Source organism: Brevundimonas sp. (assembly GCF_051860745.1).
Classification (GTDB): Bacteria; Pseudomonadota; Alphaproteobacteria; order Caulobacterales; family Caulobacteraceae; genus Brevundimonas.
On sequence record NZ_JBHYDN010000001.1, the window covers coordinates 96,030 to 118,595 of the forward strand.

The window sequence follows — 22,566 nt, forward strand, 5'->3', positions numbered from 1 at the left end:
ATGAGGCGGGCATTTGTTACGGGCATCACCGGTCAAGACGGTGCCTATATGGCCGAGTATCTGCTTGGGCTCGGCTATGAAGTTGTTGGCGCATTCCGTCGCACAAGTTCAATGAATTTTTGGCGGCTTGAGGAACTGGGGATTGAGCAGCATCCCAACCTGAAGCTTGTTGAGTTCGACCTCACCGACCAAGCCGGAGTCATCCGCCTGCTCCGCGACCACCGGCCGCACGAAGTCTACAATCTCGCCGCCCAGAGCTTTGTCGCCGTGTCTTTCGAACAACCGCTGCTGACTGCGGAAATAACCGGCAAGGGCGCCGTGCATCTCCTGGAGGCGATCCGCATTGTCGATCCTTCGATCAGGTTCTACCAGGCATCCACCTCGGAGATGTTCGGGAAGGTTCAAGCGTCTCCCCAGAACGAATCCACTCCGTTCTATCCGCGCAGTCCCTACGGTGTGGCCAAGCTCTACGCGCACTGGATGACCATCAACTATCGAGAATCCTATGGCATCTTCGGAACGAGTGGGATTCTGTTCAACCATGAGTCTCCCCTCCGTGGTCGGGAGTTCGTGACACGCAAGATCACCGACGGTGTTGCGCGCATTGTTCATGGAAAAATTGACTGTCTTGAACTCGGTAATCTTGACGCCAGGCGCGATTGGGGTTTTGCGGGCGACTACGTGAAGGGCATGCATCTGATGCTCCAGATGGACGAGCCAGGCACGTTTGTGTTGTCCACCAATCGGACTGAATCGGTCCGCGATTTCGTCACCATGAGCTTCGCCGCGGCGGATATCGGGATCGAATGGTCGGGCGAAGGCGAGCAGGAAGTGGGCCGCGACAGCCGCACCGATGCCGTCCTGGTCAAGATCAACCCGCAATTCTATCGCCCCGCCGAAGTGGACCTTCTGATCGGCGATTCATCCCATGCTCGGGACAAGCTGGGCTGGCGGGCGGAGACCACGCTGGAAGAGCTTTGCCACTCCATGGTCAAGGCTGATCTTCGACGGGTGCAGGATGGCAAGTCCTTCTAGAGTCCTTATCACCGGTATTTCGGGCTTTACCGGACTACACTTGAGCAACAGGCTCCTTGCCGAAGGCTGTGAGGTCTTCGGCCTGGCCAATTCCCATGACGGCGTGCATGTCCCGAGCCTCTGTGCAGACTTGGGCGAGACCGACGGAATCGCTGACTGGATCCATTCGATTCAGCCAACTCATGTCGTCCATCTGGCGGCACTGAGTCATGTGGTGGGTCCTGCCCTCCCATTCTATCAGGTCAATGTGCTCGGCACGGAGTCCCTGCTGGAGGCGATCCGCAGGGCCGAGGTCCGGCCAGAAAAGGTTCTGATCGCCAGCAGCGCGAACATCTATGGCCAGACCCGGGTCAGCCCGATCAGCGAAGACGAGCCGCCGCTGCCGGCCAATCACTACGCGGCCAGCAAGGCCGCGATGGAATGGATCGCGCGGCAGTGGTTCGAGCGATTCCCCATCATCGTGACGCGGCCGTTCAACTACACGGGAGCGGGCCAGAGCGAGGCTTTCTTGTTCGCCAAGCTGGCGGGCGCATTTCACCGCCGCGTGCCTGTCCTCTCGCTTGGCAACGTCCGGGTCGCGCGCGACCTGTCTGACGTTTCTTTCGTTACGGAAGCATATCACCGCTTGCTGATGTCCGACCTCGCATCGACAACGCTGAACATTTGTTCGGGACGTAGTGTCGCGATCAGCGAGGCGCTGGCGATCCTGCGCGACCTCACCGGGCACGATCCCGAGGTGACGATCGATTCCGCCCTGCTGCGCCCCAACGACGTTGAGGTGCTGACCGGCGATCCGACGCGGTTGCAGGCGGCCATCGGGCCGATCATGCCGGTGGCGCCGGAAGAGATATTCAGGAGAATGGTCGCAACTCTGGAAAGCGGTCCGGCATGAATCTGAGCCGTCTCTTCAGTGTCGATGCCGGACTTAGCCTGTTGCTGCACTGCCTCAAGGCATTGGTCGCGCTGTTCGTAAACTGGCTGGTGCTGCGCCATTTCGCGGTCGACGATTTCCTGGTCTGGTCGGTGACGTCTTCGATCCTGGTGGTTGCCACCGCTTCGGATCTTGGAATCGGCCAATACACTGTCACCAAGCTCATCAATTCCCATCAACGCGAATGGGCGGGACATGTTAGCGAAAGTCTCGGCGCACTGATCCCGCTCGCGCTTGCGTCAGGCCTGTTCGTCTTCCTGGCGATCGGCGAGATCTCGCCGATCTACAAGAGCACCATGGCCGTGCTGCTGGCGGCGCGGATCCTGACCATTCCCTTTGCTGCGGTGCTCAATGCGGTGAACCAGTTCAAGATCCGGAAGGCGGTCGAGCTCGCGGCTTATGGCGTGGCGGCGCTAGGCGTCCTGGCCGTCGTCTGGACAGACGCGGACATCCGGCTGGCGCTGGTTGTGCTGAATGCCACCTTCCTGCTTGGCGCCATCCTGACTGTGGCGGCTGCCGCTCGCTATGTCTCGCTAAGGCAGTCACTCAGGGTCGCCTCCGCCGTAAATTCCGCGCAAGTATTCCGAGGCGCCATCCCCTTTATGATCAACAACCTGAGCGGCCTGCTGACCTATGGCGGCTTCATCTGGCTGAGCAGTCTCGTCCTGCCGCAAGCGGAAGTGGCAAAGCTGGCGGTGCTGCACAGCTTCGTGCTGATAAATCTATACCAAGTGTACGATGTGTTCCTGAAGGCGCGCCAAGCCGACTTGACCGACAGGTCTCGCTTGGCGCCCTACCGCCGGCTCAACTTCTTGTTCATGCTGGCGCTCCCGCCCCTCTTTGTCCTGGCGGGTCGCGAGGCGCTGGCGCTGATCGGCAACCCCGTAGCGTTAGACCTGCCCGAAACCGCCTTGTTCGGGCTGTTCATGGCCTTCGAGATGGGCAATCTCTTTGTCCAATCGATCACGCAGGTGAACCAGGCGCTGGTGCATCGATTGAACATTTATTCCGCGATCCGTTCGGCAATGTTAACTGGTTTTGTTCTTGCAGGCCTCCTGCCGATAGCCGGCGACGAGCGCCTGCTGCTGCTGCTCGCTTACTTGTCTCTGGGCTCGATGACAGCCTTCGTTTATTTGCTGCGAGGCTTGGAGCTGCATGGCGCCGATGACGATAACCCGCCGGGCGAGCTCGATTGCCCGCAGGCTGTCCGCGATAAAAGGTAGTTGTTGCGCCGCCGGGCCTCGCGATATCCGCCCCGTTCTTGTTGCCAGCGGCCTAGTATATAGTTTCCGGCAAAGAGCTGCCTATCTATAGACAATATAGATATTGCGTACTATTGGAAATCGCTTTCTGAGTTATCCATATGGCGAATATTGTCTTTTACTGTAATGACACACTGGAAAATATCCAGTCGATGGAGTATTATCGGCAAGATATCGAGGCCCTGCGAGCGCTGGGGCACGAGGTGGCGGTCTGTAATCGTTATCGCGACATCCCTTGGCGATTCGACGTGCTGTTCGTCTGGTGGTGGACTTACGCCCTGCTACCCGTGCTTCTGGCGCGATTGACCGGTCGGCGGACGATCATCACGGGAGTATACAACTTCCGTTTCGAAGATCCCTCGACTGGAACCGATTATTTCGGACGGCCGTGGCATCAGCGCTTCGTGATTGGCCTCGCGACCAAGCTGGCTCATGCCAATCTGTTCGTCAGCAGCCGTGAGTTCGAGGACGTGACGGCGAGTTTTGGTCTGCGCACGGCGTACTACGCGCCCTGCGCAGTCGGCGATGCCTATTTCGCGGTAAACGGACGCGGAGCCGAGCGCACGCTGCTTCTCAACCTTGCATGGTCGGGCCCCGAAAATCTCCAGCGCAAGGGTGTGTGGACCATCCTGGATGCCGCGGTGCTGCTCAAACAGCGCGGGCGGCGGTTCGAGCTGGTGTTGGCGGGCAAGCGGGGCGACGGGTTCCAAGCATTGCAGCAGCGCATCGTCGATTTGCACTTGAGCGATTGTGTGAAGGCCATCGGGGAAGTGACGTTTGAGGAAAAGCTCGATCTATTTGGCTCGGCAAAGCTCTATCTCCAGCCTTCTCGTTTCGAAGGTTTCGGCTTGGCCACGGCAGAAGCGATGGCGTCAGGGTGCTGCGTCATCACGACCGAAGTAGGTGAGGTTCCGACCGTAGTCGGCGAATGCGGGGTTTACGTCCAGCCGGGCGACAGCGAAGGCCTCACCGACACGATCGAAAAGCTACTTTCTGAACCCAACAGGATTGCTGAGTTTAGCAACCGAGCCTCTGAGCGCATTCAGCAGTTGTTTTCCTTTGCCGCCAAGAAGTCGAACTTCGATCTGATACTTCGAAGCCAAGGCATACAGAGCCGAACGAGCTCGGACTGCATGCGGGAAGGCCCTCCCGAGGGACATGCGAGCCCGGATCGCTAGCGGACCATTCATGAGGATCCTCCGGCGATTCCAAGGGGACCCCAAGCGGTGCTGAGAGCTGGGCCTGAGGGAGATCAGGCTCGGTTCAGGGGCTGGAAAGGTGATGATCCAGCACTTGTGTGGCCTGCAATCCGCCCTGTGGGATGTCAGACTCCCAGCCCATTGCCCCATCGAGAGGTTAACTGATCGAACTGGTGACTCTCATCATCGGCGTGACCGGAATGGATGGCGCCGATATCGCCGAGCTTCTGATAAACAAGGGGAATTTTGCTCAGGGGGCCCATGCCGGACGTCGATTCCAGGAGCACCGAGCTTGACAAGCGGCGCACGCTACGGACATTGAAGTCAAAGCTTTAGGTGCTGGTTGGCGGTCTCCTCGTCGGAGAGACGAGCGACAATTGCCTAGTGCGCAATATACTTCCCGCAGGAATTCTCTGTGTTTCTATCCAGCACCAGGTTCGAAATGAAAACGATTTCGGCCTTCCAGACGCTTGATGGCGACCTCGGCAAGGATGCCCGGAACGCAGTCGTCGTCGCGTTCGCCGTCTGAGATGAGCGTGCAGGCTGAGCACTGGCGGCAGAATCGTCCGCAGGCCGCTCGTACGGCCGCCGCGGGCTACAGTCCGATCTGGATTTATCTCTTCCTGGCCCCGGCCTTCTTCCAGCGCGTCTTCATCGGCGGTGATGGCACGGAAGCGTCCTATGACGAAATGGCCGGCGCTTCGACCGTACTGCTTGGATACGGAGTGCATCTTCTGGTGTGCCTGCGATATCTGTCGGTGCCGAGTAATTTCCAGAGAGATCCGCTCTTTCTGAATGTCTTTCTCTCGTTTTCCCTGGTTTCCGCGCTCCACATACTCCTGCTGTTCGCCGAACCTTTCGGCGCCAGCCAGGCCGTGTTGGGCATTCTGCGCTCGCTGTTCTGGCTCCTAGCCTGCGTCGCCATCGTCAGATACGCGTCGCCGAAAGATTTTTTGAACGCGGTTATCAACCTCGTCCACATCACCTTCGTCGTCATCATCATTTCATCGATCGCCTACCGGATCACGGGGATTCCCTACCAGATCCTTATGTACGGTGATGTCCCGCGCGCCCAGGGGTTCCTGTCGGAGCCCTCAGGCATCGCCACTTTGCTGGCCGGTTATGTGGCCCATGCCCTCTACGTCCGGAAATACTGGCGGTTGGCGCCAGCGATAGTCGTGGTTGTGCTTAGCGGTTCCGTGATCGCCTACTTCGGCTTCATCGCCGCGCTCGCATTCGGCGGGATCAGCCTTCTGGTGGCCTCCCCGCCCAGCCGGGTAATGCTCCGACGGATTATCCTCTATTCGGTTCCGGTATTATTCGTTTTCCTCGCGATCTTCAGCGGTCCGATTTCGACTTTCGCAGCTGAAATGCGGGCCAGTGTAAGTCTCACCTCATTCGGCGATACCGTAGTGTACCGGGTGGTCTTCGACCGCCTGCTGGAGGCAATGAGCGTGCTGCAGACGGGCATCGATCTGGCGCGGGCGGGAGCCAACGTCACCGAGGGTGGTCTTTTCCGCTACACCTCGATGCTCCTGCTGGTCGGCGATCTCGCCCAGTCGTGGCGCGGCCTCACCGGGTACGGCCTTGGCGCCCACGCCCAGCTGATGCAGGCCCAGCAGATGTCGCTGCTCGATTTCGGGCTCCTCCCCCTGGCGTTCTCGTCGTTTGGTTTGCCCTTGGGCTTCCTTCTGTTTGCATCCGTGGCAAACCTCATATCGCGGTCCGAGCATCCGCTCGCGATTTTCGCCACGCCCTGCCTTTTCGTTGGCCTTTTCAACTCGGCCGGGGGCATCCATGGCTATTCTATTGCAATCGTCACCGCACTGTTCCTTCTGAAGTTCTCAATGGTACGACAGACGTCCCAAGTTCGCCGCGGACTTACGGCCGGTTGAAGCGTCGGACTGAGTGAGGATCTGGTGGTCCTCACCCTGAAAACTGGATCGTTCTTTTTGAGAATTTTCCCGGTTTCGCGCTTTGTGGCGCGACCGGGAGGTTCAGATGCGCAAGTCGAGGTTCAGTGAGCAGCAGATCGCCTTCATTCTGCGACAGGCGGAGGAAGGCACGACGGTGGAGGAGGTCTGTCGCAAGGCCGGGATATCGGTCCAGACCTACTACCGATGGCGGTCGAAGTACGGCGGTCTGATGCCGTCGGAGATGAAGCGGCTGAAGCAACTGGAGGAGGAGAACGGCCGACTGAGGAAGCTGGTCGCCGATCTGTCTCTGGACAAGGAGATGCTGCAGGACGTCATCAAGCGAGAGCTCTGAGGCCTGATCGAAAGCGTCAGCTTGTCGACGCGGTTCGGGCGACCTGGCAGGTGTCGATCTGGCGCGCGTGTAGCGTGTTCCGGGTCGATACCTCGACCTATCATTACCAGGCCCGCAGCCCCGATCAGGCCCCACTGAGGAAACGGATTCGAGAGATCGCCGAGACACGCGTGCGGTACGGCTATCGGCGCGTCCACGTCCTGCTCCGCCGCGAGGGTTGGGACGTCAACCACAAGCGGACCTACCGGCTCTACCGGGACGAAGGTCTTCAATTACGGAGGAAAGTTCCGCGCCGGCGGGTGAAGGCGGCGCTGCGCGATGATCGCGCGCCGCCTTCCGGCCCCAACGACGTGTGGGCGATGGACTTCATGGCCGACCAGACCTTCGACGGGCGCAAGCTGAGGATTCTGACCATCGTCGATGCGGCGACCCGGCTCTGTCCTGCGATCGACGTGCGGGCGACCTATCGCGGTGCCGACGTCGTCGAGACGCTGGAGCGGGTGACCGCCATCCATGGTCGGCCGAGGCGGATCCGGACCGACCAAGGCACAGAGTTCACATCTAAGGACATGGACCTCTGGGCCTGGCAGCACGGCGTGGTGATGGACTTCTCCAGGCCGGGCAAGCCGACGGACAACGCCTTCGCCGAGGCGTTCAACAGCCGGGTCCGCGCCGAGCTGCTCAGCGCCAACTGGTTCCTGAGCCTGGCCGACGCCCGCGCCAAATGCGAGGCTTGGCGGAAAGAGTACAACACGCTACGACCCCATGGCTCCCTCGGCTGGAAAACCTCGATGGAGCAAGCGCAAGCGCTCCTCGGGATACCCCCGCCGGAGGGCTAAGGAACCGGCCAGATTCTCATTACTGGCGGTCCAAGGTCGGGGTGCGGACCACTCAGCGGAAAACTCTAACGTCCAGTGATCCAGTTTCCGGGGAGCAGATCATAAGCCTGCGGACTCCCGTCATGACCACGGGACGAAAAGGGGGGCCGGCCAACGTCAACTCGGGATTGCGCATCCTTCGAGAGCCACTGGCGCGCGACGCCCATCGCGTCTACAGGCGTTTCGGAGAGCCTTACGGGCTGACTCCGAGGGCTAATTAAAGTGAGATGGCAGGTGCCTACTGCGCGGGCACTCGAAATGTGGGGACGATGAGAAACTACCAGATATGCACTAACTGCGTGATGGACACTTCGGATTCAAACATCACGTTCGATGATCAAGGCGTCTGCGATCACTGCACCGGGTTCCGCATACACGTCGCCCCAAAATGGCATCCCGACGAGACGGGCCGGCAGATGTTCTCGCGCACGGTCGAAGAAATTCGCCAGAGCGGCAAGGGGAAGGAGTTCGACTGCATCATCGGCCTCAGCGGCGGGTTGGACAGTTCGTTCCTGCTGCACCTCGTCGTAACCGAATTCCAACTGCGGCCGCTGGTCTTTCACGTCGATGGTGGTTGGAACACCGACATCGCCGTGAACAACATACAGGTTATGGTTGAGAAACTGGGTCTGGAATTATTTACTGAGGTCATCAATTGGGAGGAGATGAAGGATTTCCAGCTAGCTTTCTTCAAGTCTGGCGTTCCTCATATCGATACTCCGCAAGATCACGCCTTTATTGCCACGCTTTACCAATTCGCCAACAAGCATGATATCAAATACATTTTGAATGGCGGTAACATCTCAACTGAGTGCGTCCGCAACCCGTTAGAGTTTCTATACTATGGAACCGACATGCGTCAGTTGCGGGATATCCAGAAGCAGTTCTGTACTATAGAATTGAAAACCTATCCCTTCAGCGACGTTCTGTTTCATAAGGTATATCTGCGTTACTTTCGTGGCTTGAAGGTCGTGAAGCCGCTTGACTGGATGCCGTACACCAAGGCGATGGCGCGCGAGACCCTGAGCCGCGAGTACGGTTGGAAGCCCTATCCGCAGAAGCATTTCGAGTCGCGCTTCACCAAATTCTACGAAGGCTACTGGCTGCCTGAACGGTTCGGGTTCGATACTCGGCGGGTGCAGTTTTCAAGCCTCATTCTAACTGACCAGATGACCCGTGAAGAGGCTCTCAGCCAGTTGGAGCGTCCGGCGTACGACCCAGAGACCATCGCACATGAGTTCGACTACATCGCCAAGAAGCTGGGCATCACCAGTGAGGAACTTCGCGGCTATTTTGAAATGCCGCTCAAGTCATACCGCGACTATGACAACTCGTTGTGGATGTTCAATTTCGGCGCAAAGGTACTTCAGGCGATCGGCGTCGAGAAGGCGATCAAGCGTTGATCGCGATCCTCCACTATGGCTTGGGCAACATCAAAGCCTTCGCCAACATCTATCACGAAGCGAATATTCCGTTCCGCGTCGCTGAGTCGGCGGAGGACCTCAACGGCGCCAGCAAGATCATCCTGCCCGGCGTAGGTTCATTCGATCATGCCGTGCGACAGTTTCGCCATTCGGGGATGGCGGAACGGGTGGAGGAACTCGTCATGGGCGACCACATCCCGGTCCTGGGCGTTTGCGTCGGTATGCAGATGCTGGCGCGTTCCAGCGAAGAGGGAAGCGAAAGCGGACTGGGATGGATTCCGGGGGTCGTCCGAAAAATCCGATTTACCGACACAAACGCTCGAGAACTGCTCCCCCACATGGGTTGGAACACGATCGATCCCGATGACCGGGAACCTCTGCTGGCGGGGCTGGATCCGGTGGCCGGCTTCTATTTCCTGCATTCATATCGCTTCGAGTGCGACAACGAAGCCAACGCTATCGCCCACGCCGACTACGGTGCGAGGTTCGCCTGTGTCGTGCGTGAGAAGAACGTCTACGGAATGCAATGCCACCCGGAGAAAAGTCACCATAACGGCATTCGTCTTCTCAAAAATTTTGCGGAGCTCTGAGCTTGCTGCGTGCTCGCATTATTCCGTGCCTCCTTGTCCGCGATCGTGGGCTGGTGAAGACGCGCAGGTTTGGCGAGGATCGCTATGTGGGCGATCCTCTGAACGCCGTCCGCATTTTCAATGAGAAGGGTGTCGATGAACTGATCGTTCTTGATATCGACGCGACGACGCAGGGGCGCGAACCTGACTATGGCCTGATCGAGAACATGGCTGCTGAGTGCCGCATGCCGCTCGGCTATGGAGGGGGTGTCTCAACCGTCGAGCAAGCAAAGCGGATCATGGCGCTTGGCGTCGAAAAAATCTCACTGAGCGCCGCCGCCGCGGCCCGCCCTGCCCTTGTCGCTGAAATCGCCCGGCAGGTTGGCAGCCAGAGCGTTGTCGTTGTCCTCGACGTTAAGAAAAAGATGCTCGGGGGGCACGGCGTATATGTCCACAACGGCGCGAAAGACACGAAGCGCGATCCGGTGTCATTTGCGCGTGAACTCGAATCGCTTGGCGTGGGCGAGATCGTCATCAACTCGATTGACAACGACGGGATGATGAAAGGCTATGATCTCTCGATCGCCGAAGATATCCGACGCGCCGTTTCCGTACCGATCACGGTGATGGGAGGCGCCGGCTCGGTTGAAGATATGAAACAGGCCGTGCAACGCCTTGGGGTGGTAGGCGTCGGCGCCGGCAGCCTGTTCGTCTTCAAGGGACAGTTTCGCGCAGTCTTGATAAGCTATCCATCTCCAGCTGAACGGGACGACCTTCAGGCCGTCCTGAAGTAAAAGCAGCCGGAGAGCTCAAGCGGATCGGCGATTTACTGCCACCCCGCCCTAGCGCCGGCGACGATTTTTGGACTATGTGCGCAATCTCGCGGCCTCCCCACCGCGACCAGACCAGAGACATCATGCGGCAGATCGTGCAACACATGGGCCAAGGCCTGACGGAGATCGTGGAGGCACCCGCTCCGTCGCTCCAGGCCGGCTCGCTCATCATAGCATCAACGGTGACGCTGATCTCTGCTGGCACCGAGCGCATGTTGGTCGATTTCGGCCGGGCAAATATGATCGACAAGGCTCGCCAGCAGCCTGAGAAGGTCAAGATGGTGTTGGCCAAGGTGCAGACCGACGGCCTGACCGCCACAATCGATGCGGTCCGGTCCAAGCTCGCCCAGCCCCTGCCGCTCGGATATTGCAACGTCGGCCGTGTCGCCGCCATCGGCGCTGGAGTCGATGGGTTCAAACCTGGCGATCGGGTGGTGTCGAACGGCTCTCACGCTGATGTCGTCCGTGTTTCCAGAAACCTGTGCGCCCGCATCCCCACCGTCGTCGACGATGACTCCGCAGCCTTCGTGGTGGTGGCCAGCATCGGACTTCAAGGAGTCCGACTTGCCCAGCCGACTCTGGGCGAGGCCTTTGTCGTGACGGGGGCAGGCCTGATCGGTCTGTTGACTGTACAGTTGTTGCGCGCCCAGGGCTGCCGGGTGCTGGCGATCGATTTCGATGAGGCCAAGCTCGACCTGGCCCGACAGTTCGGCGCGGACACGTGCAATCCTGCCAACGGCGAGGATCCAGTGGCCGCAGGCATGGCCTTCAGTCGCGGCCGAGGCGTCGATGGCGTGATCATCACCGCCTCGACCAAATCCAGTGACCCTGTCACCCAAGCGGCCCGCATGTGCCGCAAGCGAGGCCGGATCGTCCTGGTCGGCGTTACCGGCCTGGAATTGAACAGGGCCGACTTCTACGAGAAGGAAATATCCTTCCAGGTGTCATGTTCCTACGGCCCCGGCCGTTATGACCCCCGGTATGAGCAGAAGGGTGAAGACTATCCCTTCGGCTTCGTGCGGTGGACGGAACAGCGCAATTTTGAAGCGGTCCTCGATCTGCTGGCTTCGGGCCAACTGGATGTGAGGCCCTTGATCAGCCACCGTTTCCCGTTCGAACAGGCCGGGCAGGCCTACGCAATGCTGAGCGAGGACAAGTCGGGCCTTGGCATCCTGCTCGACTACAAATCGCCGTTTGAAGAACGGCTGGTGAGCAAGGTTGCTCTCGTCGCCGATGCGCGGTTCGACCCTCACAAGCCGGTCATTGGCTTCGTTGGTGCGGGCAACTACGCCTCGCGCGTGTTGATCCCTGCATTCAAGGAGGCAGGCGCCCAACTCCACACGGTCGTGACCTCCGCAGGCCTAAGCGGCGTAACCAACGGTCGCTCCATGGGGTTCGCTGAAGCCTCGAACGATGTCACGGCCATGCTGACGGACCCTCAAATCAATACGGTGGCCATCGCCACGCGACACGATTCTCACGCCCGATTCGTGACGCAGGCCCTGAAGGCCGGAAAGAACGTATTCGTCGAAAAGCCCTTGGCTATCGACTGCGACAGCCTCTCTGACGTCGAGGCTGCATACGCCGAGGCGCATCGAGATGGCACGGGACCGCAATTGATGGTGGGCTTCAACCGTCGCTTTGCTCCGCACGTCCGAAAGATCAAGGAATTGCTGGAGGGTGTGCGCGAGCCCAAGGTTTTCATCATGACGATGAACGCGGGCGCAATTCCTGGAGAGCACTGGACACAGGATGCCGAGATCGGAGGTGGCCGTATCATCGGTGAAGCGTGCCACCTCATCGACCTCATGCGCTTCCTGGCTGGCAGCCCGATTGTTTCCGTTCAAGGGCGCCGGATGGGAGACGCGCCGGGTATCGATATTGCCGAAGACAAGGCGGCGATTACCTTGGGCTTCGCCGACGGTTCGTTCGGCACGATCTTCTACTTGTCCAACGGCGCGGCGGACTTCCCCAAGGAACGGATTGAGGTTTTCTCGGCTGGCAGGACCCTCCAGCTCGACAACTTCCGCAAACTGAGAGGCTTTAACTGGCCAGGTTTTCGGCAGATGAACCTGCTGAACCAGGACAAGGGGCAAAAGGCGGGCGCCGCTGCCTTCCTGAAAGCGCTTGAGGTCGGTTTGCCGGCCATTCCAGTGGATGAGATCTTCGAGGTCGCCCGCATTACTATAGACGCGGCGTATCAACTGCGTGAGCAATGAGCGGCTTACGCTCCAAGGCGCAAACCATTCTGGGACTCGGCCTTCTGAACCTGGTTCGGGTGGCTGGCTACCGCGTCGGCGTCCGCAGCGGCCTACATCCAGTGCGCCGTATACGAGCCTCGACGCCGATCGGGCCGTTCTTCATGGACGTAGAGCCGGGCGGGTCGCCCGCCGTGACGCCCGCGGAGCCGATCTTGCTGTTCAGCCGCTGGTCGGCCTCCGCCGCCGGGGATCCGCCGGACTGGCTGGCTGACCCGCTCACTGGAAAGCGCATCGACCGAGCGGAACAGCCGTGGTGGCTCATCCCCGATTTCGATCCGACGGTGGGCGACATCAAGCGCATCTGGGAGCTTTCCCGCCTGGACTGGGCGCCACGCCTCGCCCGGCGCGCCCGGTCTGAAGGCGCGGGAGGGAGCGACCGCCTTGAGCGTTGGGTCGCCGACTGGGTGGCATGCAACCCGCCTTACTACGGACCAAACTGGAAATGTGGTCAGGAAGCATCGATCAGGGTCATGAACCTGGCTATGACGGCGCTGATTTTGGGGCAGGCGGATCAGCCGACACCGGGAATGCTGGACCTCATCGAGGTCCACCTGAGACGGATCGCGCCTACCATCCAGTACGCGGTGGCTCAGGACAACAATCATGGGACTTCTGAAGCGGCGGCGCTGTTTATCGGCGGAGCCTGGCTGGCGGACCATGGCCGGAGCGACGGAGCTGAGTGGGAGCGGACGGGCCGGCGCTGGCTGGAGGAGCGTGCGAAACGCCTGATTGGACCCGACGGAGGCTTCAGCCAGTACTCCCTAAACTATCACCGTCTGATGCTCGATACTCTTGGCATAAGCGAGATCTGGAGACAGCGACTGCACCGTGCGCCGTTCTCATCTCAATGGCATGGGCGCGTTCAGGCGGCGACCGAATGGCTACGGCACATGATCAACCCGTGGAACGGTGACGGTCCCAACGTCGGGGCCAACGATGGGGCCCGTCTGCTGCAGATTACTGACACCGTTTATCGCGATCATCGCCCAACGGTGCAGTTGGCGGCCGCGCTGTTCCTTGATAGGCGGGCCTATGACAGCGGCCCCTGGAGTGACGGCCTCGCTCTCCTCGGCGTCGAGACACCCACCAAACAATTGCCTCCCGCTGGCAGTCGGGTCGCCGACGACACGGGCTTTGCCGTCCTGGCGCGCGATGATGCAAGAGCCGTGCTTCGCTATCCGCGTTTCCGTTTTCGCCCCAGTCAGGCGGATGCCCTCCACCTCGATCTGTGGGTCGGTGCCAACAACCTCCTGCGCGACGGCGGCTCCTTTACCTACGCTGACGCCCGAGCGGTGGAATATTTCGGCGGCGTGTTCAGCCACAATACCATCCAGTTCGATGGGCGAGACCAGATGCCACGCTTGGGGCGATTTCTGTTCGCCGACTGGCTGCGCACATCCAATCTGGAGCCCTTGTGCGAGACCTCCGACGCCGTCGCCTTCAGCGCCGCTTATCAGGACGGAGCCGGCGCGACCCATCTGCGCCGTGTTCGCCTCGAGACCAATGGCATGGTGGTCACGGACGACATCTCCGGATTCAGCCAATCTGCCGTGCTCCGCTGGCGCCTGGCGCCGGGTGACTGGAGCCTCCAGAACGGCCTCTGCTTCGTGAGTGGCGACCGCATGATCAGCCTGTCTGCCACAGCGCCGATCATACGGTGCGAACTTGTGGAGGGGCGTGAATCCCTCCACTACCTTGAGCAAACTCCGCTCCCGGTTGTGGAGATAGAGGTGGCGGGGCCATGCGTGCTGACCACCGATGTCCGTTGGCGGAACTGACCTGCCTGGATCGTGAACCCGATCGCGCCGGGGTTCGCTATATGGCTTCGACACGGTGTACTGCGAACGGGCGACAGGGATCCAGCTCTCACTGAATGACCGGCAAAGCCATTCGGACAGGGCGCCGTGATCGGCGCAGCCTCATCCCCCGTCACGCAGTACTCATGGCTCGGATTTGCCTTCACGCCATTCGCCCTTGGTTGGCGCCCCTGTCTTTTACGAGCTGCTCGATGACGTTGGGATCAGCCAGCGTGGATGTATCCCCCAGCGCGCCCACGTCCCCCTCGGCGATCTTCCTCAATATCCGCCGCATGATCTTCCCTGACCGTGTCTTCGGCAGACCCGGCGCCCAGTGGATCACATCCGGCGCCGCTATTGGACCAATTTGATTGCGGACGTGGGCGACCAGCGCCCTCTTCAGATCGTCGTGCGGTTCGACGCCGGCGTTCAGCGTGACATAGGCGTAGATGCCCTGGCCCTTGATGTCGTGGGGGTAGCCCACCACCGCGGCCTCGGCGACGTGTTCGTGGGACACCAGGGCGCTCTCGACCTCGGCCGTGCCCATCCGGTGACCCGAGACGTTGATGACGTCGTCGACCCGGCCGGTGATCCAGTAGTAGCCGTCCGCGTCCCGGCGGCAGCCGTCGCCGGTGAAATATTTGCTCGGATAGGCGCTGAAATAGGTGTCGAAGAAGCGCTGATGATCGCCCCAGACGGTCCGCATCTGGCCCGGCCAGCTATCGGTGATGCACAGGTTGCCGCTGGCGGCGCCCTCCAGCACCGCGCCCTCGGCGTCGACCAGTTGCAGTTCCACGCCCGGCAGGGGTTTGGTCGCCGAGCCCGGCTTGAGGTCCGTCGCGCCGGGCAGGGGGGAGACGAGAATGCCGCCGGTCTCGGTTTGCCACCATGTGTCGACGATGGGACAACGGCCCTCGCCGACGACCTCGTGATACCAGCGCCAGGCCTCGGGATTGATCGGTTCGCCGACACTGCCCAGCAGGCGCAGGGATTTACGGCTGGTCGCCTTCACCGGCCCGTCGCCCTCGCGCATCAGCGCCCTGAGTGCTGTGGGAGCGGTGTAGAAGATCTCGACCTGATGCTTGTCGACCACCTGCCAGAAGCGGCTGGAGTCGGGATAGTTGGGCACGCCCTCGAACATCAGGGTGGTCCCGCCGTTGGCCAAGGGGCCATAGACGCAATAGCTGTGGCCGGTGACCCAGCCGACGTCGGCGGTGCACCAGAAGACTTCGCCGGGCCGGTAGTCGAACACCAGCTCATGCGTCCAGGCCACCCAGAACAGATACCCGCCCGTGGTGTGCAACACCCCCTTGGGCTTTCCGGTCGAGCCCGAGGTGTAGAGGATGAACAGCGGGTCTTCGGCGTTCATCGGCTCGCATGGGCAGTCGTCGCTGACGCCGCGTTTGGCCTCACCGTAGCGGACATCGCGGCCCGGCACGATCGGGATGTCGGCGTTTTTGTGGGAGACGATCAGCACTGTCTCGACGATGCTCGCGCCCGGCCGTTCCAGGGCGGCGTCGACATTGGCCTTGAGCGGTACGCGCTTGCCGCCGCGCAGGCCTTCGTCGGCGGTGATGACGATCTTCGAGCCGCAGTCCTCGATCCGGCCGGCCAGGCTGTCGGGCGAAAAGCCGCCGAAGACGACGGAATGGACGGCGCCAATACGGGCGCAGGCCAGCATGGCCACGGCCGCCGCCGGAATCATCGGCAGATACAGGGTGACCCGGTCGCCCTTCACCACGCCCAGGCCCTTCAGGACATTGGCCATGCGGCAAACCTCGGCGTGAAGTTCGCGATAGCTGAGTTTGCCGGACTGGGTTGGCTCATCGCCTTCCCAGATGATCGCCGTCTCATCGCCGCGGGTCTGGAGATGCCGGTCGAGGCAGTTCCACGCGACGTTGAGCACGCCGTCCGCGAACCAGCGGATGCGGAAATCGGCCTTGTCGAACGACGCGTCCTTGATCTGGGTCGGGGACGTCATCCAGTCCAGGCGCCGGGCCTGCTCGCTCCAGAATGCGTCGGGTCGTTCGCGCGCCGCGACCCTCGCCGCTTCGTATCCCGACTTGGTCATGCGGGCGCGTTGGGCCCATTCGGAAGGGACTGGATAGAGTCTGGGATCACTCACGGCTAATCCTCGATCGGCGGGACTTTTTCCTTCCCATGGAACTGTAACGAAATCCCCGAGCTCTCACACCCTCGGGGTGCTGGTTATCGTCGACAGTGCAGAAGTTGCTCCAGCACCCGGGAAAATACTTCGAACACGCACTCGCGATCCGCTTGGGCCCTCCCGGCTTCAATTTGAGAGGTTGTCAGGCGAAGTTCAGGCCCAGGAGGTCGAGAGCTCCGTCCAGCAGTGGCTGCCTCGAAGACCTCACGCTTGAAGTACAGGTTGTGGTCCGCGTCGGAGAACAGGAGCCCGGCGTGGCCGAGAGACTCTTCGAGGTCACTGAGGCTCCAGAGGCGTTTCAGGAGAACCCTGTAATCTTCATCGAACTCCGGAGGCAGGTCGCGTTTCATCTCGCCGGCTGCACCAACCGCCATGACCAACCTTATCGCCCCGAGGTCGCCCTTGGCAGCCTTGTCGACGAGTTGGAGTGCGATCGCTTCCTTGATCGGGACTCGTCGTGTCCGGCCGTCAATCGCGATGTTGATCCTCCGGCTGATGACCCGGCTGAGGATGGAATCTTCGGCGGGCCCGCTGAAAGCGTAGCGCGGGCGACCCTTTGGATTGCCGCTCACACCCTTCTTGAAACGATGCGCGCGCGGTGGGCGGCCGTAGCCTACCGCCTCGTCGTCGGCCGCCATCAGAACAGCTCGCTGATCGGGTTTTGCCGGACTTCGGAGTAGGTGTGCCCGGTGCGTTCAAGCACCGGTTCCCGACAGGTGAGGCGAGCCCATCGTTCCAGGGCCACATCGACATAGCGCGGGTCCAGTTCCACGCCGCGGCATGCGCGGTCGATCTGCTCGGCCGCCACGAGGGTCGTGCCGGAGCCGAGGAAGACATCGAGAACTACGTCGCCGGACCTGGTCACGTCCATGAGAGCGTCCGCAACCAACTGGGCGGGCTTCACGGTCGGATGCAGGTCCAGTTCGTGCCGACGCGCGCCGCCCGGTGAACTGACCGAACTATAGTCCCAGACATTGCAGCGGTTGCGACCATGGCGGCCGAGCTCGACGGCGTTGTGGTGGGGTCCGGGACCGTGGCGATAGACGAAGATGAGCTCGTGCCTGGATCTGTAGAGGCTGCCCATGCCGCCATTGGATTTGTTCCAGACACACAGGTTCAGGAGGGTGTCGTAGACGGCCCGACCGGCGTCGAGCAGTTCGCTCATATGCCGCCAGTCCATCGCCACAAAATGCACGCCGCCGGGACGCGTCACCCGGCAGGCGGAGCCGAGGGTCTGTTTCAGGAAGGCGACGAACTCGGCCGGACTCATCTCGCCGGTGGCGCATGCGAACTCCGGGTGGCGCCCCTTGCTTACGGCGAACCCCGATATGGGAATATTGTAGGGCGGGTCGAGGAAGGCGGCGTCCGCCAGGCCTCCCGCCATCAGCCGCTCCATCAGGACCGGATCGCGGCAGTCCCCGCAGGCGATGCGGTGGTCTCCGAGAACCTACACGTCGCCGACCAGAGACAGCGACCTGTTCGGGCGCCCGGGCGGGCGCATCCTCGACCTTGCCCCGCCGGCGGGACAGGGCGATGTCGATCTCGGGCGCGGAAAACCCGGTGAGGGAGATATCGAAGCCGAGCCCGGGGATGGACAGCGCCTCAAGCTCGACGCTCAGAAGATCAGCATCCCAGACGGCGCCGAGCGCGAGCTTGTTGTCGGCCAGCCGAAGCGCGCGTTTTTCAAGGTCGGATAGGCCGCGGACCGTGATGGTGGGTACGCTGCCAAGCCCGGCCATCTTTGCGGCGATCAATCGCCCGTGGCCCGCGATCACGCCGCCGGCCTCGTCGATAAGGATCGGATTGACGAAACCGAACGATCGGATGGAGGCGACCAACTGATCAATCTGACGCTTTGGATGGATCCGGGCATTGCCCGGATCCGGCCGCAGAACAGCCACATCAGCGTAGACAATTTCGAGATCAGCCACGACGACGCTTCCCAACTCAAGGGTGCTGCGGACACCCCCTCGACGGGCGGTCTGGCGTCGCAGCACAGAGAAGGTGCGTGGCGCTCACCTCGAAGAATAGAGTCGAGCGAATTGCCGGGGCCGTCAACAGGCCTTCCGTCCGGCGGTTCACCCAATCTTCTCCAGCGCCTCTGTTGGCGGCCGTGAGCGTCGCTACCCGACTGGACTTCGTTGGGTATCGGAGCGTGTGTTCGGCACGCGAAAACGCCAAAGGGGAGACGGACCTTGCTTGATCAGGAGACCGCCGAGAGAGCCATTGAGGATCTGGGATCGCTGGTGAATCAGGTGATCGCCGTCGCCGCCACACAGCCTGTCGCTCTGAAGGGAGAGCACCGCTGGATCGGGATCACCAACCTGGTCTCGGCCGGTCAGGACATCGCGGTGCTCGCCTCAGCCATCGGCGTGTTGGCGCGACGGTCGGAGGTTTATCCGCCTCAGGCCGAGCGATACCCCCGAGGTCTGTGAATGGCGCCGGTGACGAATTCCGCCCGCGCCCGACCCTACTCGCGACCGCTGGATGTCGATCACGCCAATCTTGATGTCGTGCTGGCGCGGATCGAGGCAGCGGATCGACCCGCGCTCCTGAGGTTGTGGGCAGGCCGGTGGGAAAAGAAAGCGCCATCCTGCCTTTCGCTGGAAAAGCTGCGGCGGCTGATCTCCTACCGGCTTCAGCAGCAGCGGCTGGATCCGACGCGCAGTTTCAGCGAGGCGCTCCAGGCGCCGCTTTCGATCACCTGCGCGCCTGAAGTGTTCCGCCGGACCTGGCGGGGCGCGGAGCATACCGTCCTGCGGACGGCCCAGGGCTTCATCTATGAAGGGGCGCCGTACCGATCGCTCTCGGCGGTGGCCCGGACCATCACCGGGACCCAATGGAACGGCCTGGCTTTCTTTTCCGCCCAGCATCTGAAGAGACGGCCGCGACCGGAGCGATCGTTGTCATGAGATGCGCCGTCTATACCCGCAAATCATCGGAGGAGGGTCTGGAGCAGGCCTTCAACTCGCTCGACGCCCAGAGGGAGGCCTGCGAGGCCTATATCCTGAGCCAGCGTCATGAAGGTTGGGAGCTCGTCCTCACCCGCTACGACGATGGGGGTTGTTCCGGCGGCGATATGCACCGGCCCGGACTTCAGGCGCTCCTCGCCGACATCCGGGCCGGCCGCGTCGATGCCGTGGTCGTCTACAAGATCGACCGGTTGACGCGATCGCTGGCGGACTTTTCCCGCATGGCCGAGGATTTCGATCGTTCCGGCATTTCCTTCGTCGCCGTCACCCAGGCGTTCAACACCGCCACGTCGATGGGGCGGCTGATGTTGAATGTGCTCCTGTCATTCGCCCAGTTCGAGCGCGAGATCACCAGCGAGCGGATTCGCGACAAGCTCGCGGCGTCGCGGGCCAAAGGCATGTGGATGGGGGGAAATGTCCCGTTCGGCTACGATGTCGTTGAAAGCAAACTCGTCGTGAACCCGACCGAAGCCCCGGTGGTCAGAGACCTGTACGCCCGGTTCCTGGAAATCGGAGACCTCCAGCCTCTGGTCAGGGAATGCGCGAGGCTGGCCATCTACAAGCGGCATCGCGGGAAAATCCTGGATGGACATCCGATCAATCGCACACCGTTCCAACGTGCTGATCTCTACAAGCTGCTGACCCAGCCGCTCTACATCGGTCTGATCCGACATCACGATACCCTCTACCGAGGCATTCACGAGCCCCTGATCAGCGAGGCGACCTTCAAGAGCGCCGCCGTCTTGATGAAGCGGCTTCACGCCCAATGGCGTGAGCGCCGGCCGCCGCCGCCGCCCTTCCTTCTCGAGGGACTGCTGCAGACGCCCGCGGGCCAGGCCTTCGTCATGGAGCAGATCAAGCACCATCCGGGCCGGGCGAGATTCTATCGTTTCCCTGATACCGGCGGAGACGCGACCCGGGCGTCCGAGCGGTCCACCAATCGGGCCGTGATCGATACCCTGTGCGCCTTTCTGCTCGGCCTGCAGTTCGCCGGGCCGCGGGCCGTCCGGGCCAAGGCCGAGATCGAGCGCATCGCCGCCGTCCTGCGTACGGGAACGCCGACGGACGCCAAGCATGCGCTCCATGAGATCGTATCGGCTGTCTATCTGGATGAGGCCAGTCTCAGCATTCACGTCCGGGCGTCCGGAACGCACGGCCTGCTCGCAGCCGACACAGAGATTACGGTCAGGGCCAGGCTCAAGGGGGCGCGACACTATCTGGCGGTTGGCGCCGAAGGCGTTCGCCGCAAACCCCACGCCGGCATGATCCGGCTGTTGGGGAATGCCTCCCGCTGGCTGGATGACGTGGTGAGCGGCCGCGTGCATTCCCTGTCGGCGATCAGCCGGCGCGAGGGTCTCAGCCTGTCCCGGGTCTCCAACATCATGGAGCTCGCCTTTTTGGCGCCGGACCTGAAGACCGCCATCATGAACGGCGAACACCCGGTCGGACTGACGTCGAGCGTGCTCCAGAATGCCTGTCCGCTGCCATTGTCCTGGGAGGCGCAGCGGCGCGTGCTCAAGTTTCGGCCTTGATGCACATTTGAGGGAGCTGACCTCCCTGTTCTGCGGCGCAGTTTCCCTGATATCCCGCAAAATATTCCCTGCTTGCATCAGCCGGTCGAGACCCAAAATCGCGGGATTGTGAGGCGAAGACAAGGGGATATGTCCGGACCTGCCCAGCGCAGCCGGTCATAAAATCATCCTGTTCCCTGTTAAGTTCCCTGTTAGCAGGGACATGCTCCTCCCACGGCCCCCAAGGGCGCATGAAAATCGGAGAGACCTTTTTCTCTGTTTGAAGTATTAGATGTACGGTCAGCTTGTTTGGAACCCGCGAATACTTCTCAGAGAGCGAATTTACGGCCGTAAGGGTCGGAAATATCGCCCTAATAGACCACAAAAACTATTCGAAATCAATGAGTTATCTTCGCTGGCATGCGGCAGACCTCGGCGTGCGGTTCGCGATATGTCAGGCCGCCGGATTGGGTCGGCTCGTCGCCCTCCCAGATGATGGCCGTCTCGTCGCCGCGCTCAGCCAGATGCCGGTCGAGGCAGTTGTGTGCCACGTTGAGGACGCCATCGCCGAACCAGCGGATGCGGAAGTCAGCCTTGTCGAACAAGACGTCCTTGATTGAGGTTGGGGGTGTGATCCAGTCTAGGCGGCGGGCCTGTTCGGCCCAGAAGGCGTCGGGCGTCTCTCGCGCGGCGTGGCGCGCCGCTTCGTACCCAGATTTCGTCATCCGGGCGCGCTGAGACCATGCGGACGGGACCGGGTAAACGTCGTCCGTCGTTGAAGGCATGGCTTGTACTCCAGCGGTCAAGCGGTGGCCTGCTCGCCCCTCAGGATGGCTCGCATGATCCACATCCAGACAGTTCGCTGATGCTAGACTCCCGCGCTGTCCGATTCCAACAAGAACATCAGGGCAGCGGATCAACGGCGCTTCTCTTGGCGGCCTTGGGGAGCTGCGCCCTAAACCGGCGGACATCCCGCGCCCCCCTCCCGCCAACTCCCGTATCAGGCGGCCGATGTTGCAACTGGTTGCAGCCCGCTATTTCTCTCCGGATCAAAGAACAGTCCGCCCCCCGTGCATTCGGCCCAAGGGAGTTGCCGCCGACGCAACGGAACCGGCTCGGAACCGGGGACATTGCCGACCATATCGCCTTTGCCGGATCGCTCTGGTAGAAGCGGCTCCGCCGGCTGTGTCCCGGGAACATGGAGCCAGCGCCTTGGCGAACGATCGACTAAAAACCAGACACGTCAGTCCCATGATCGCGTGGATCGCCATCGGCGTCCTGCTGGTCCTGGTGGTTGGGCTGCTCGCCACTTATGTGCTGCGGCCGGGCCGTAGTCCCGCCGAGGACGCCCAGACGGCGGCCGCCATCGGCAATATGGATGAGGCCCAGAGCGAAGCCGATACAAAGCGTGATGAAAAGCGCAGCGCCGCCGCCTTGCTTTGAGTTGAGGCTGTGAGTCG

The 22,566-nt window shown here is 61.4% G+C and carries 20 protein-coding genes and 1 pseudogene; 16 read left to right on the top strand and 5 right to left on the bottom strand.

Annotation, left to right across the window (positions count from 1 at the left end; genetic code table 11):
• From gmd to ACTIEW_RS00485, 11 genes are all read left to right on the top strand, one after another.
• Positions 1–1,035 carry a GDP-mannose 4,6-dehydratase gene (gene gmd / locus ACTIEW_RS00435; protein ID WP_439475933.1) on the top strand — a complete coding sequence of 345 codons (1,035 nt, stop codon included), beginning with the start codon at positions 1–3 and terminating at the stop codon, positions 1,033–1,035.
• Complete coding sequence (locus ACTIEW_RS00440) at positions 1,019–1,927, top strand: GDP-mannose 4,6-dehydratase (RefSeq protein ID WP_439475934.1); 909 nt, start codon at positions 1,019–1,021, stop codon at positions 1,925–1,927. Before gmd ends, ACTIEW_RS00440 begins: the two co-directional genes overlap by 17 nt.
• The gene (locus ACTIEW_RS00445; protein ID WP_439475935.1) at positions 1,924–3,189 is read left to right on the top strand and encodes a hypothetical protein; all 1,266 of its coding nucleotides are present in this window, start codon (positions 1,924–1,926) and stop codon (positions 3,187–3,189) included. Before ACTIEW_RS00440 ends, ACTIEW_RS00445 begins: the two co-directional genes overlap by 4 nt.
• Positions 3,190–3,329: 140 nt before the next feature.
• On the top strand, positions 3,330–4,406 hold the full coding sequence (locus tag ACTIEW_RS00450) for a glycosyltransferase family 4 protein (protein ID WP_439475936.1): 1,077 nt from the start codon (positions 3,330–3,332) through the stop codon (positions 4,404–4,406).
• A gap of 557 nt (positions 4,407–4,963) precedes the next feature.
• Positions 4,964–6,322, top strand: coding sequence for a hypothetical protein (locus tag ACTIEW_RS00455; RefSeq protein WP_439475937.1), 1,359 nt, complete (start codon positions 4,964–4,966; stop codon positions 6,320–6,322).
• 106 nt (positions 6,323–6,428) lie between these two features.
• A protein-coding gene (locus ACTIEW_RS00460) for an IS3 family transposase (protein WP_439475938.1) occupies positions 6,429–7,534 on the top strand; the annotation gives its coding sequence in 2 pieces (ribosomal slippage) (positions 6,429–6,687 and positions 6,687–7,534; 1,107 coding nt in all).
• Positions 7,535–7,842: 308 nt separating this feature from the next.
• The gene (locus tag ACTIEW_RS00465; protein ID WP_439475939.1) at positions 7,843–8,976 is read left to right on the top strand and encodes an N-acetyl sugar amidotransferase; all 1,134 of its coding nucleotides are present in this window, start codon (positions 7,843–7,845) and stop codon (positions 8,974–8,976) included.
• Positions 8,973–9,587, top strand: a complete 615-nt coding sequence (hisH, locus tag ACTIEW_RS00470) for an imidazole glycerol phosphate synthase subunit HisH (RefSeq protein WP_439475940.1) — start codon at positions 8,973–8,975, stop codon at positions 9,585–9,587. The genes ACTIEW_RS00465 and hisH overlap by 4 nt, the downstream gene beginning before the upstream one ends.
• 2 nt (positions 9,588–9,589) lie before the next feature.
• Entirely contained in the window at positions 9,590–10,360 is a 771-nt protein-coding gene (locus tag ACTIEW_RS00475; RefSeq protein ID WP_439475941.1) for an AglZ/HisF2 family acetamidino modification protein, read from the top strand.
• Between the two features lie 122 nt (positions 10,361–10,482).
• The gene (locus ACTIEW_RS00480) at positions 10,483–12,618 is read left to right on the top strand and encodes a bi-domain-containing oxidoreductase (protein WP_439475942.1); all 2,136 of its coding nucleotides are present in this window, start codon (positions 10,483–10,485) and stop codon (positions 12,616–12,618) included.
• Positions 12,615–14,438, top strand: a complete 1,824-nt coding sequence (locus ACTIEW_RS00485) for an alginate lyase family protein (RefSeq protein WP_439475943.1) — start codon at positions 12,615–12,617, stop codon at positions 14,436–14,438. Before ACTIEW_RS00480 ends, ACTIEW_RS00485 begins: the two co-directional genes overlap by 4 nt.
• 181 nt (positions 14,439–14,619) lie before the next feature.
• Here the strand turns inward: ACTIEW_RS00485 and acs are convergent, their stop codons facing one another.
• The 3 genes from acs to ACTIEW_RS00500 form a co-directional block, all read right to left on the bottom strand.
• Positions 14,620–16,527 carry an acetate--CoA ligase gene (gene acs / locus ACTIEW_RS00490; protein WP_439476299.1) on the bottom strand — a complete coding sequence of 636 codons (1,908 nt, stop codon included), beginning with the start codon at positions 16,525–16,527 and terminating at the stop codon, positions 14,620–14,622.
• A gap of 137 nt (positions 16,528–16,664) precedes the next feature.
• A complete protein-coding gene (locus ACTIEW_RS00495; protein WP_439475944.1) occupies positions 16,665–17,261 on the bottom strand; it encodes a DUF5681 domain-containing protein in 597 nt (198 codons plus the stop codon).
• Positions 17,261–18,007 (bottom strand): DNA-methyltransferase, encoded by a 747-nt coding sequence (locus ACTIEW_RS00500; RefSeq protein WP_439475945.1) that lies wholly within the window; start codon positions 18,005–18,007, stop codon positions 17,261–17,263. The genes ACTIEW_RS00495 and ACTIEW_RS00500 overlap by 1 nt, the downstream gene beginning before the upstream one ends.
• Before the next feature lie 43 nt (positions 18,008–18,050).
• On the opposite strand from ACTIEW_RS00500, the gene ACTIEW_RS00505 reads away from it, so the two are divergent.
• The gene (locus ACTIEW_RS00505) at positions 18,051–18,320 is read left to right on the top strand and encodes a hypothetical protein (protein WP_439475946.1); all 270 of its coding nucleotides are present in this window, start codon (positions 18,051–18,053) and stop codon (positions 18,318–18,320) included.
• An 18-nt stretch (positions 18,321–18,338) separates the two neighbouring features.
• On the opposite strand, the pseudogene ACTIEW_RS00510 reads toward ACTIEW_RS00505, so the two are convergent.
• Positions 18,339–18,620, bottom strand: a pseudogene (locus ACTIEW_RS00510) (ParB/Srx family N-terminal domain-containing protein); the annotation flags it as partial.
• 198 nt (positions 18,621–18,818) lie between these two features.
• Between ACTIEW_RS00510 and ACTIEW_RS00515 the strand changes: the two are divergent.
• Genes ACTIEW_RS00515 through ACTIEW_RS00525 form a run of 3 tightly spaced genes read left to right on the top strand, consistent with a single transcriptional unit; the run spans position 18,819 to position 21,127 of the window.
• Positions 18,819–19,058 (top strand): hypothetical protein, encoded by a 240-nt coding sequence (locus tag ACTIEW_RS00515; RefSeq protein WP_439475947.1) that lies wholly within the window; start codon positions 18,819–18,821, stop codon positions 19,056–19,058.
• A gap of 9 nt (positions 19,059–19,067) precedes the next feature.
• Positions 19,068–19,535, top strand: a complete 468-nt coding sequence (locus ACTIEW_RS00520) for a DUF2924 domain-containing protein (RefSeq protein WP_439475948.1) — start codon at positions 19,068–19,070, stop codon at positions 19,533–19,535.
• On the top strand, positions 19,532–21,127 hold the full coding sequence (locus ACTIEW_RS00525; protein ID WP_439475949.1) for a recombinase family protein: 1,596 nt from the start codon (positions 19,532–19,534) through the stop codon (positions 21,125–21,127). The genes ACTIEW_RS00520 and ACTIEW_RS00525 overlap by 4 nt, the downstream gene beginning before the upstream one ends.
• A gap of 377 nt (positions 21,128–21,504) precedes the next feature.
• Here ACTIEW_RS00525 and ACTIEW_RS00530 read toward each other — a convergent pair whose 3' ends face one another.
• Positions 21,505–21,831 (bottom strand): acetyl-coenzyme A synthetase N-terminal domain-containing protein, encoded by a 327-nt coding sequence (locus ACTIEW_RS00530; protein WP_439475950.1) that lies wholly within the window; start codon positions 21,829–21,831, stop codon positions 21,505–21,507.
• 526 nt (positions 21,832–22,357) lie between these two features.
• Between ACTIEW_RS00530 and ACTIEW_RS00535 the strand changes: the two genes are divergently transcribed.
• The gene (locus tag ACTIEW_RS00535; RefSeq protein ID WP_439475951.1) at positions 22,358–22,549 is read left to right on the top strand and encodes a hypothetical protein; all 192 of its coding nucleotides are present in this window, start codon (positions 22,358–22,360) and stop codon (positions 22,547–22,549) included.
• Positions 22,550–22,566 lie beyond the last annotated feature (17 nt).

What these genes read in the sequence shown, in the direction of transcription:
- ACTIEW_RS00535 (WP_439475951.1), top strand. Translation starts at nt 22,358, where the DNA reads ATGATCGCGTGGATCGCCATCGGCGTCCTGCTGGTCCTGGTGGTTGGG.
- gmd (WP_439475933.1), top strand. Translation starts at nt 1, where the DNA reads ATGAGGCGGGCATTTGTTACGGGCATCACCGGTCAAGACGGTGCCTAT.
- ACTIEW_RS00505 (WP_439475946.1), top strand. Translation starts at nt 18,051, where the DNA reads ATGCGGTGGTCTCCGAGAACCTACACGTCGCCGACCAGAGACAGCGAC.
- ACTIEW_RS00530 (WP_439475950.1), bottom strand. Translation starts at nt 21,831, where the DNA reads ATGACGAAATCTGGGTACGAAGCGGCGCGCCACGCCGCGCGAGAGACG.
- ACTIEW_RS00485 (WP_439475943.1), top strand. Translation starts at nt 12,615, where the DNA reads ATGAGCGGCTTACGCTCCAAGGCGCAAACCATTCTGGGACTCGGCCTT.
- ACTIEW_RS00440 (WP_439475934.1), top strand. Translation starts at nt 1,019, where the DNA reads ATGGCAAGTCCTTCTAGAGTCCTTATCACCGGTATTTCGGGCTTTACC.
- ACTIEW_RS00495 (WP_439475944.1), bottom strand. Translation starts at nt 17,261, where the DNA reads ATGGCGGCCGACGACGAGGCGGTAGGCTACGGCCGCCCACCGCGCGCG.
- ACTIEW_RS00450 (WP_439475936.1), top strand. Translation starts at nt 3,330, where the DNA reads ATGGCGAATATTGTCTTTTACTGTAATGACACACTGGAAAATATCCAG.
- ACTIEW_RS00445 (WP_439475935.1), top strand. Translation starts at nt 1,924, where the DNA reads ATGAATCTGAGCCGTCTCTTCAGTGTCGATGCCGGACTTAGCCTGTTG.
- ACTIEW_RS00465 (WP_439475939.1), top strand. Translation starts at nt 7,843, where the DNA reads ATGAGAAACTACCAGATATGCACTAACTGCGTGATGGACACTTCGGAT.
- acs (WP_439476299.1), bottom strand. Translation starts at nt 16,527, where the DNA reads ATGACCAAGTCGGGATACGAAGCGGCGAGGGTCGCGGCGCGCGAACGA.
- ACTIEW_RS00525 (WP_439475949.1), top strand. Translation starts at nt 19,532, where the DNA reads ATGAGATGCGCCGTCTATACCCGCAAATCATCGGAGGAGGGTCTGGAG.
- ACTIEW_RS00480 (WP_439475942.1), top strand. Translation starts at nt 10,483, where the DNA reads ATGCGGCAGATCGTGCAACACATGGGCCAAGGCCTGACGGAGATCGTG.
- ACTIEW_RS00500 (WP_439475945.1), bottom strand. Translation starts at nt 18,007, where the DNA reads ATGGCGGGAGGCCTGGCGGACGCCGCCTTCCTCGACCCGCCCTACAAT.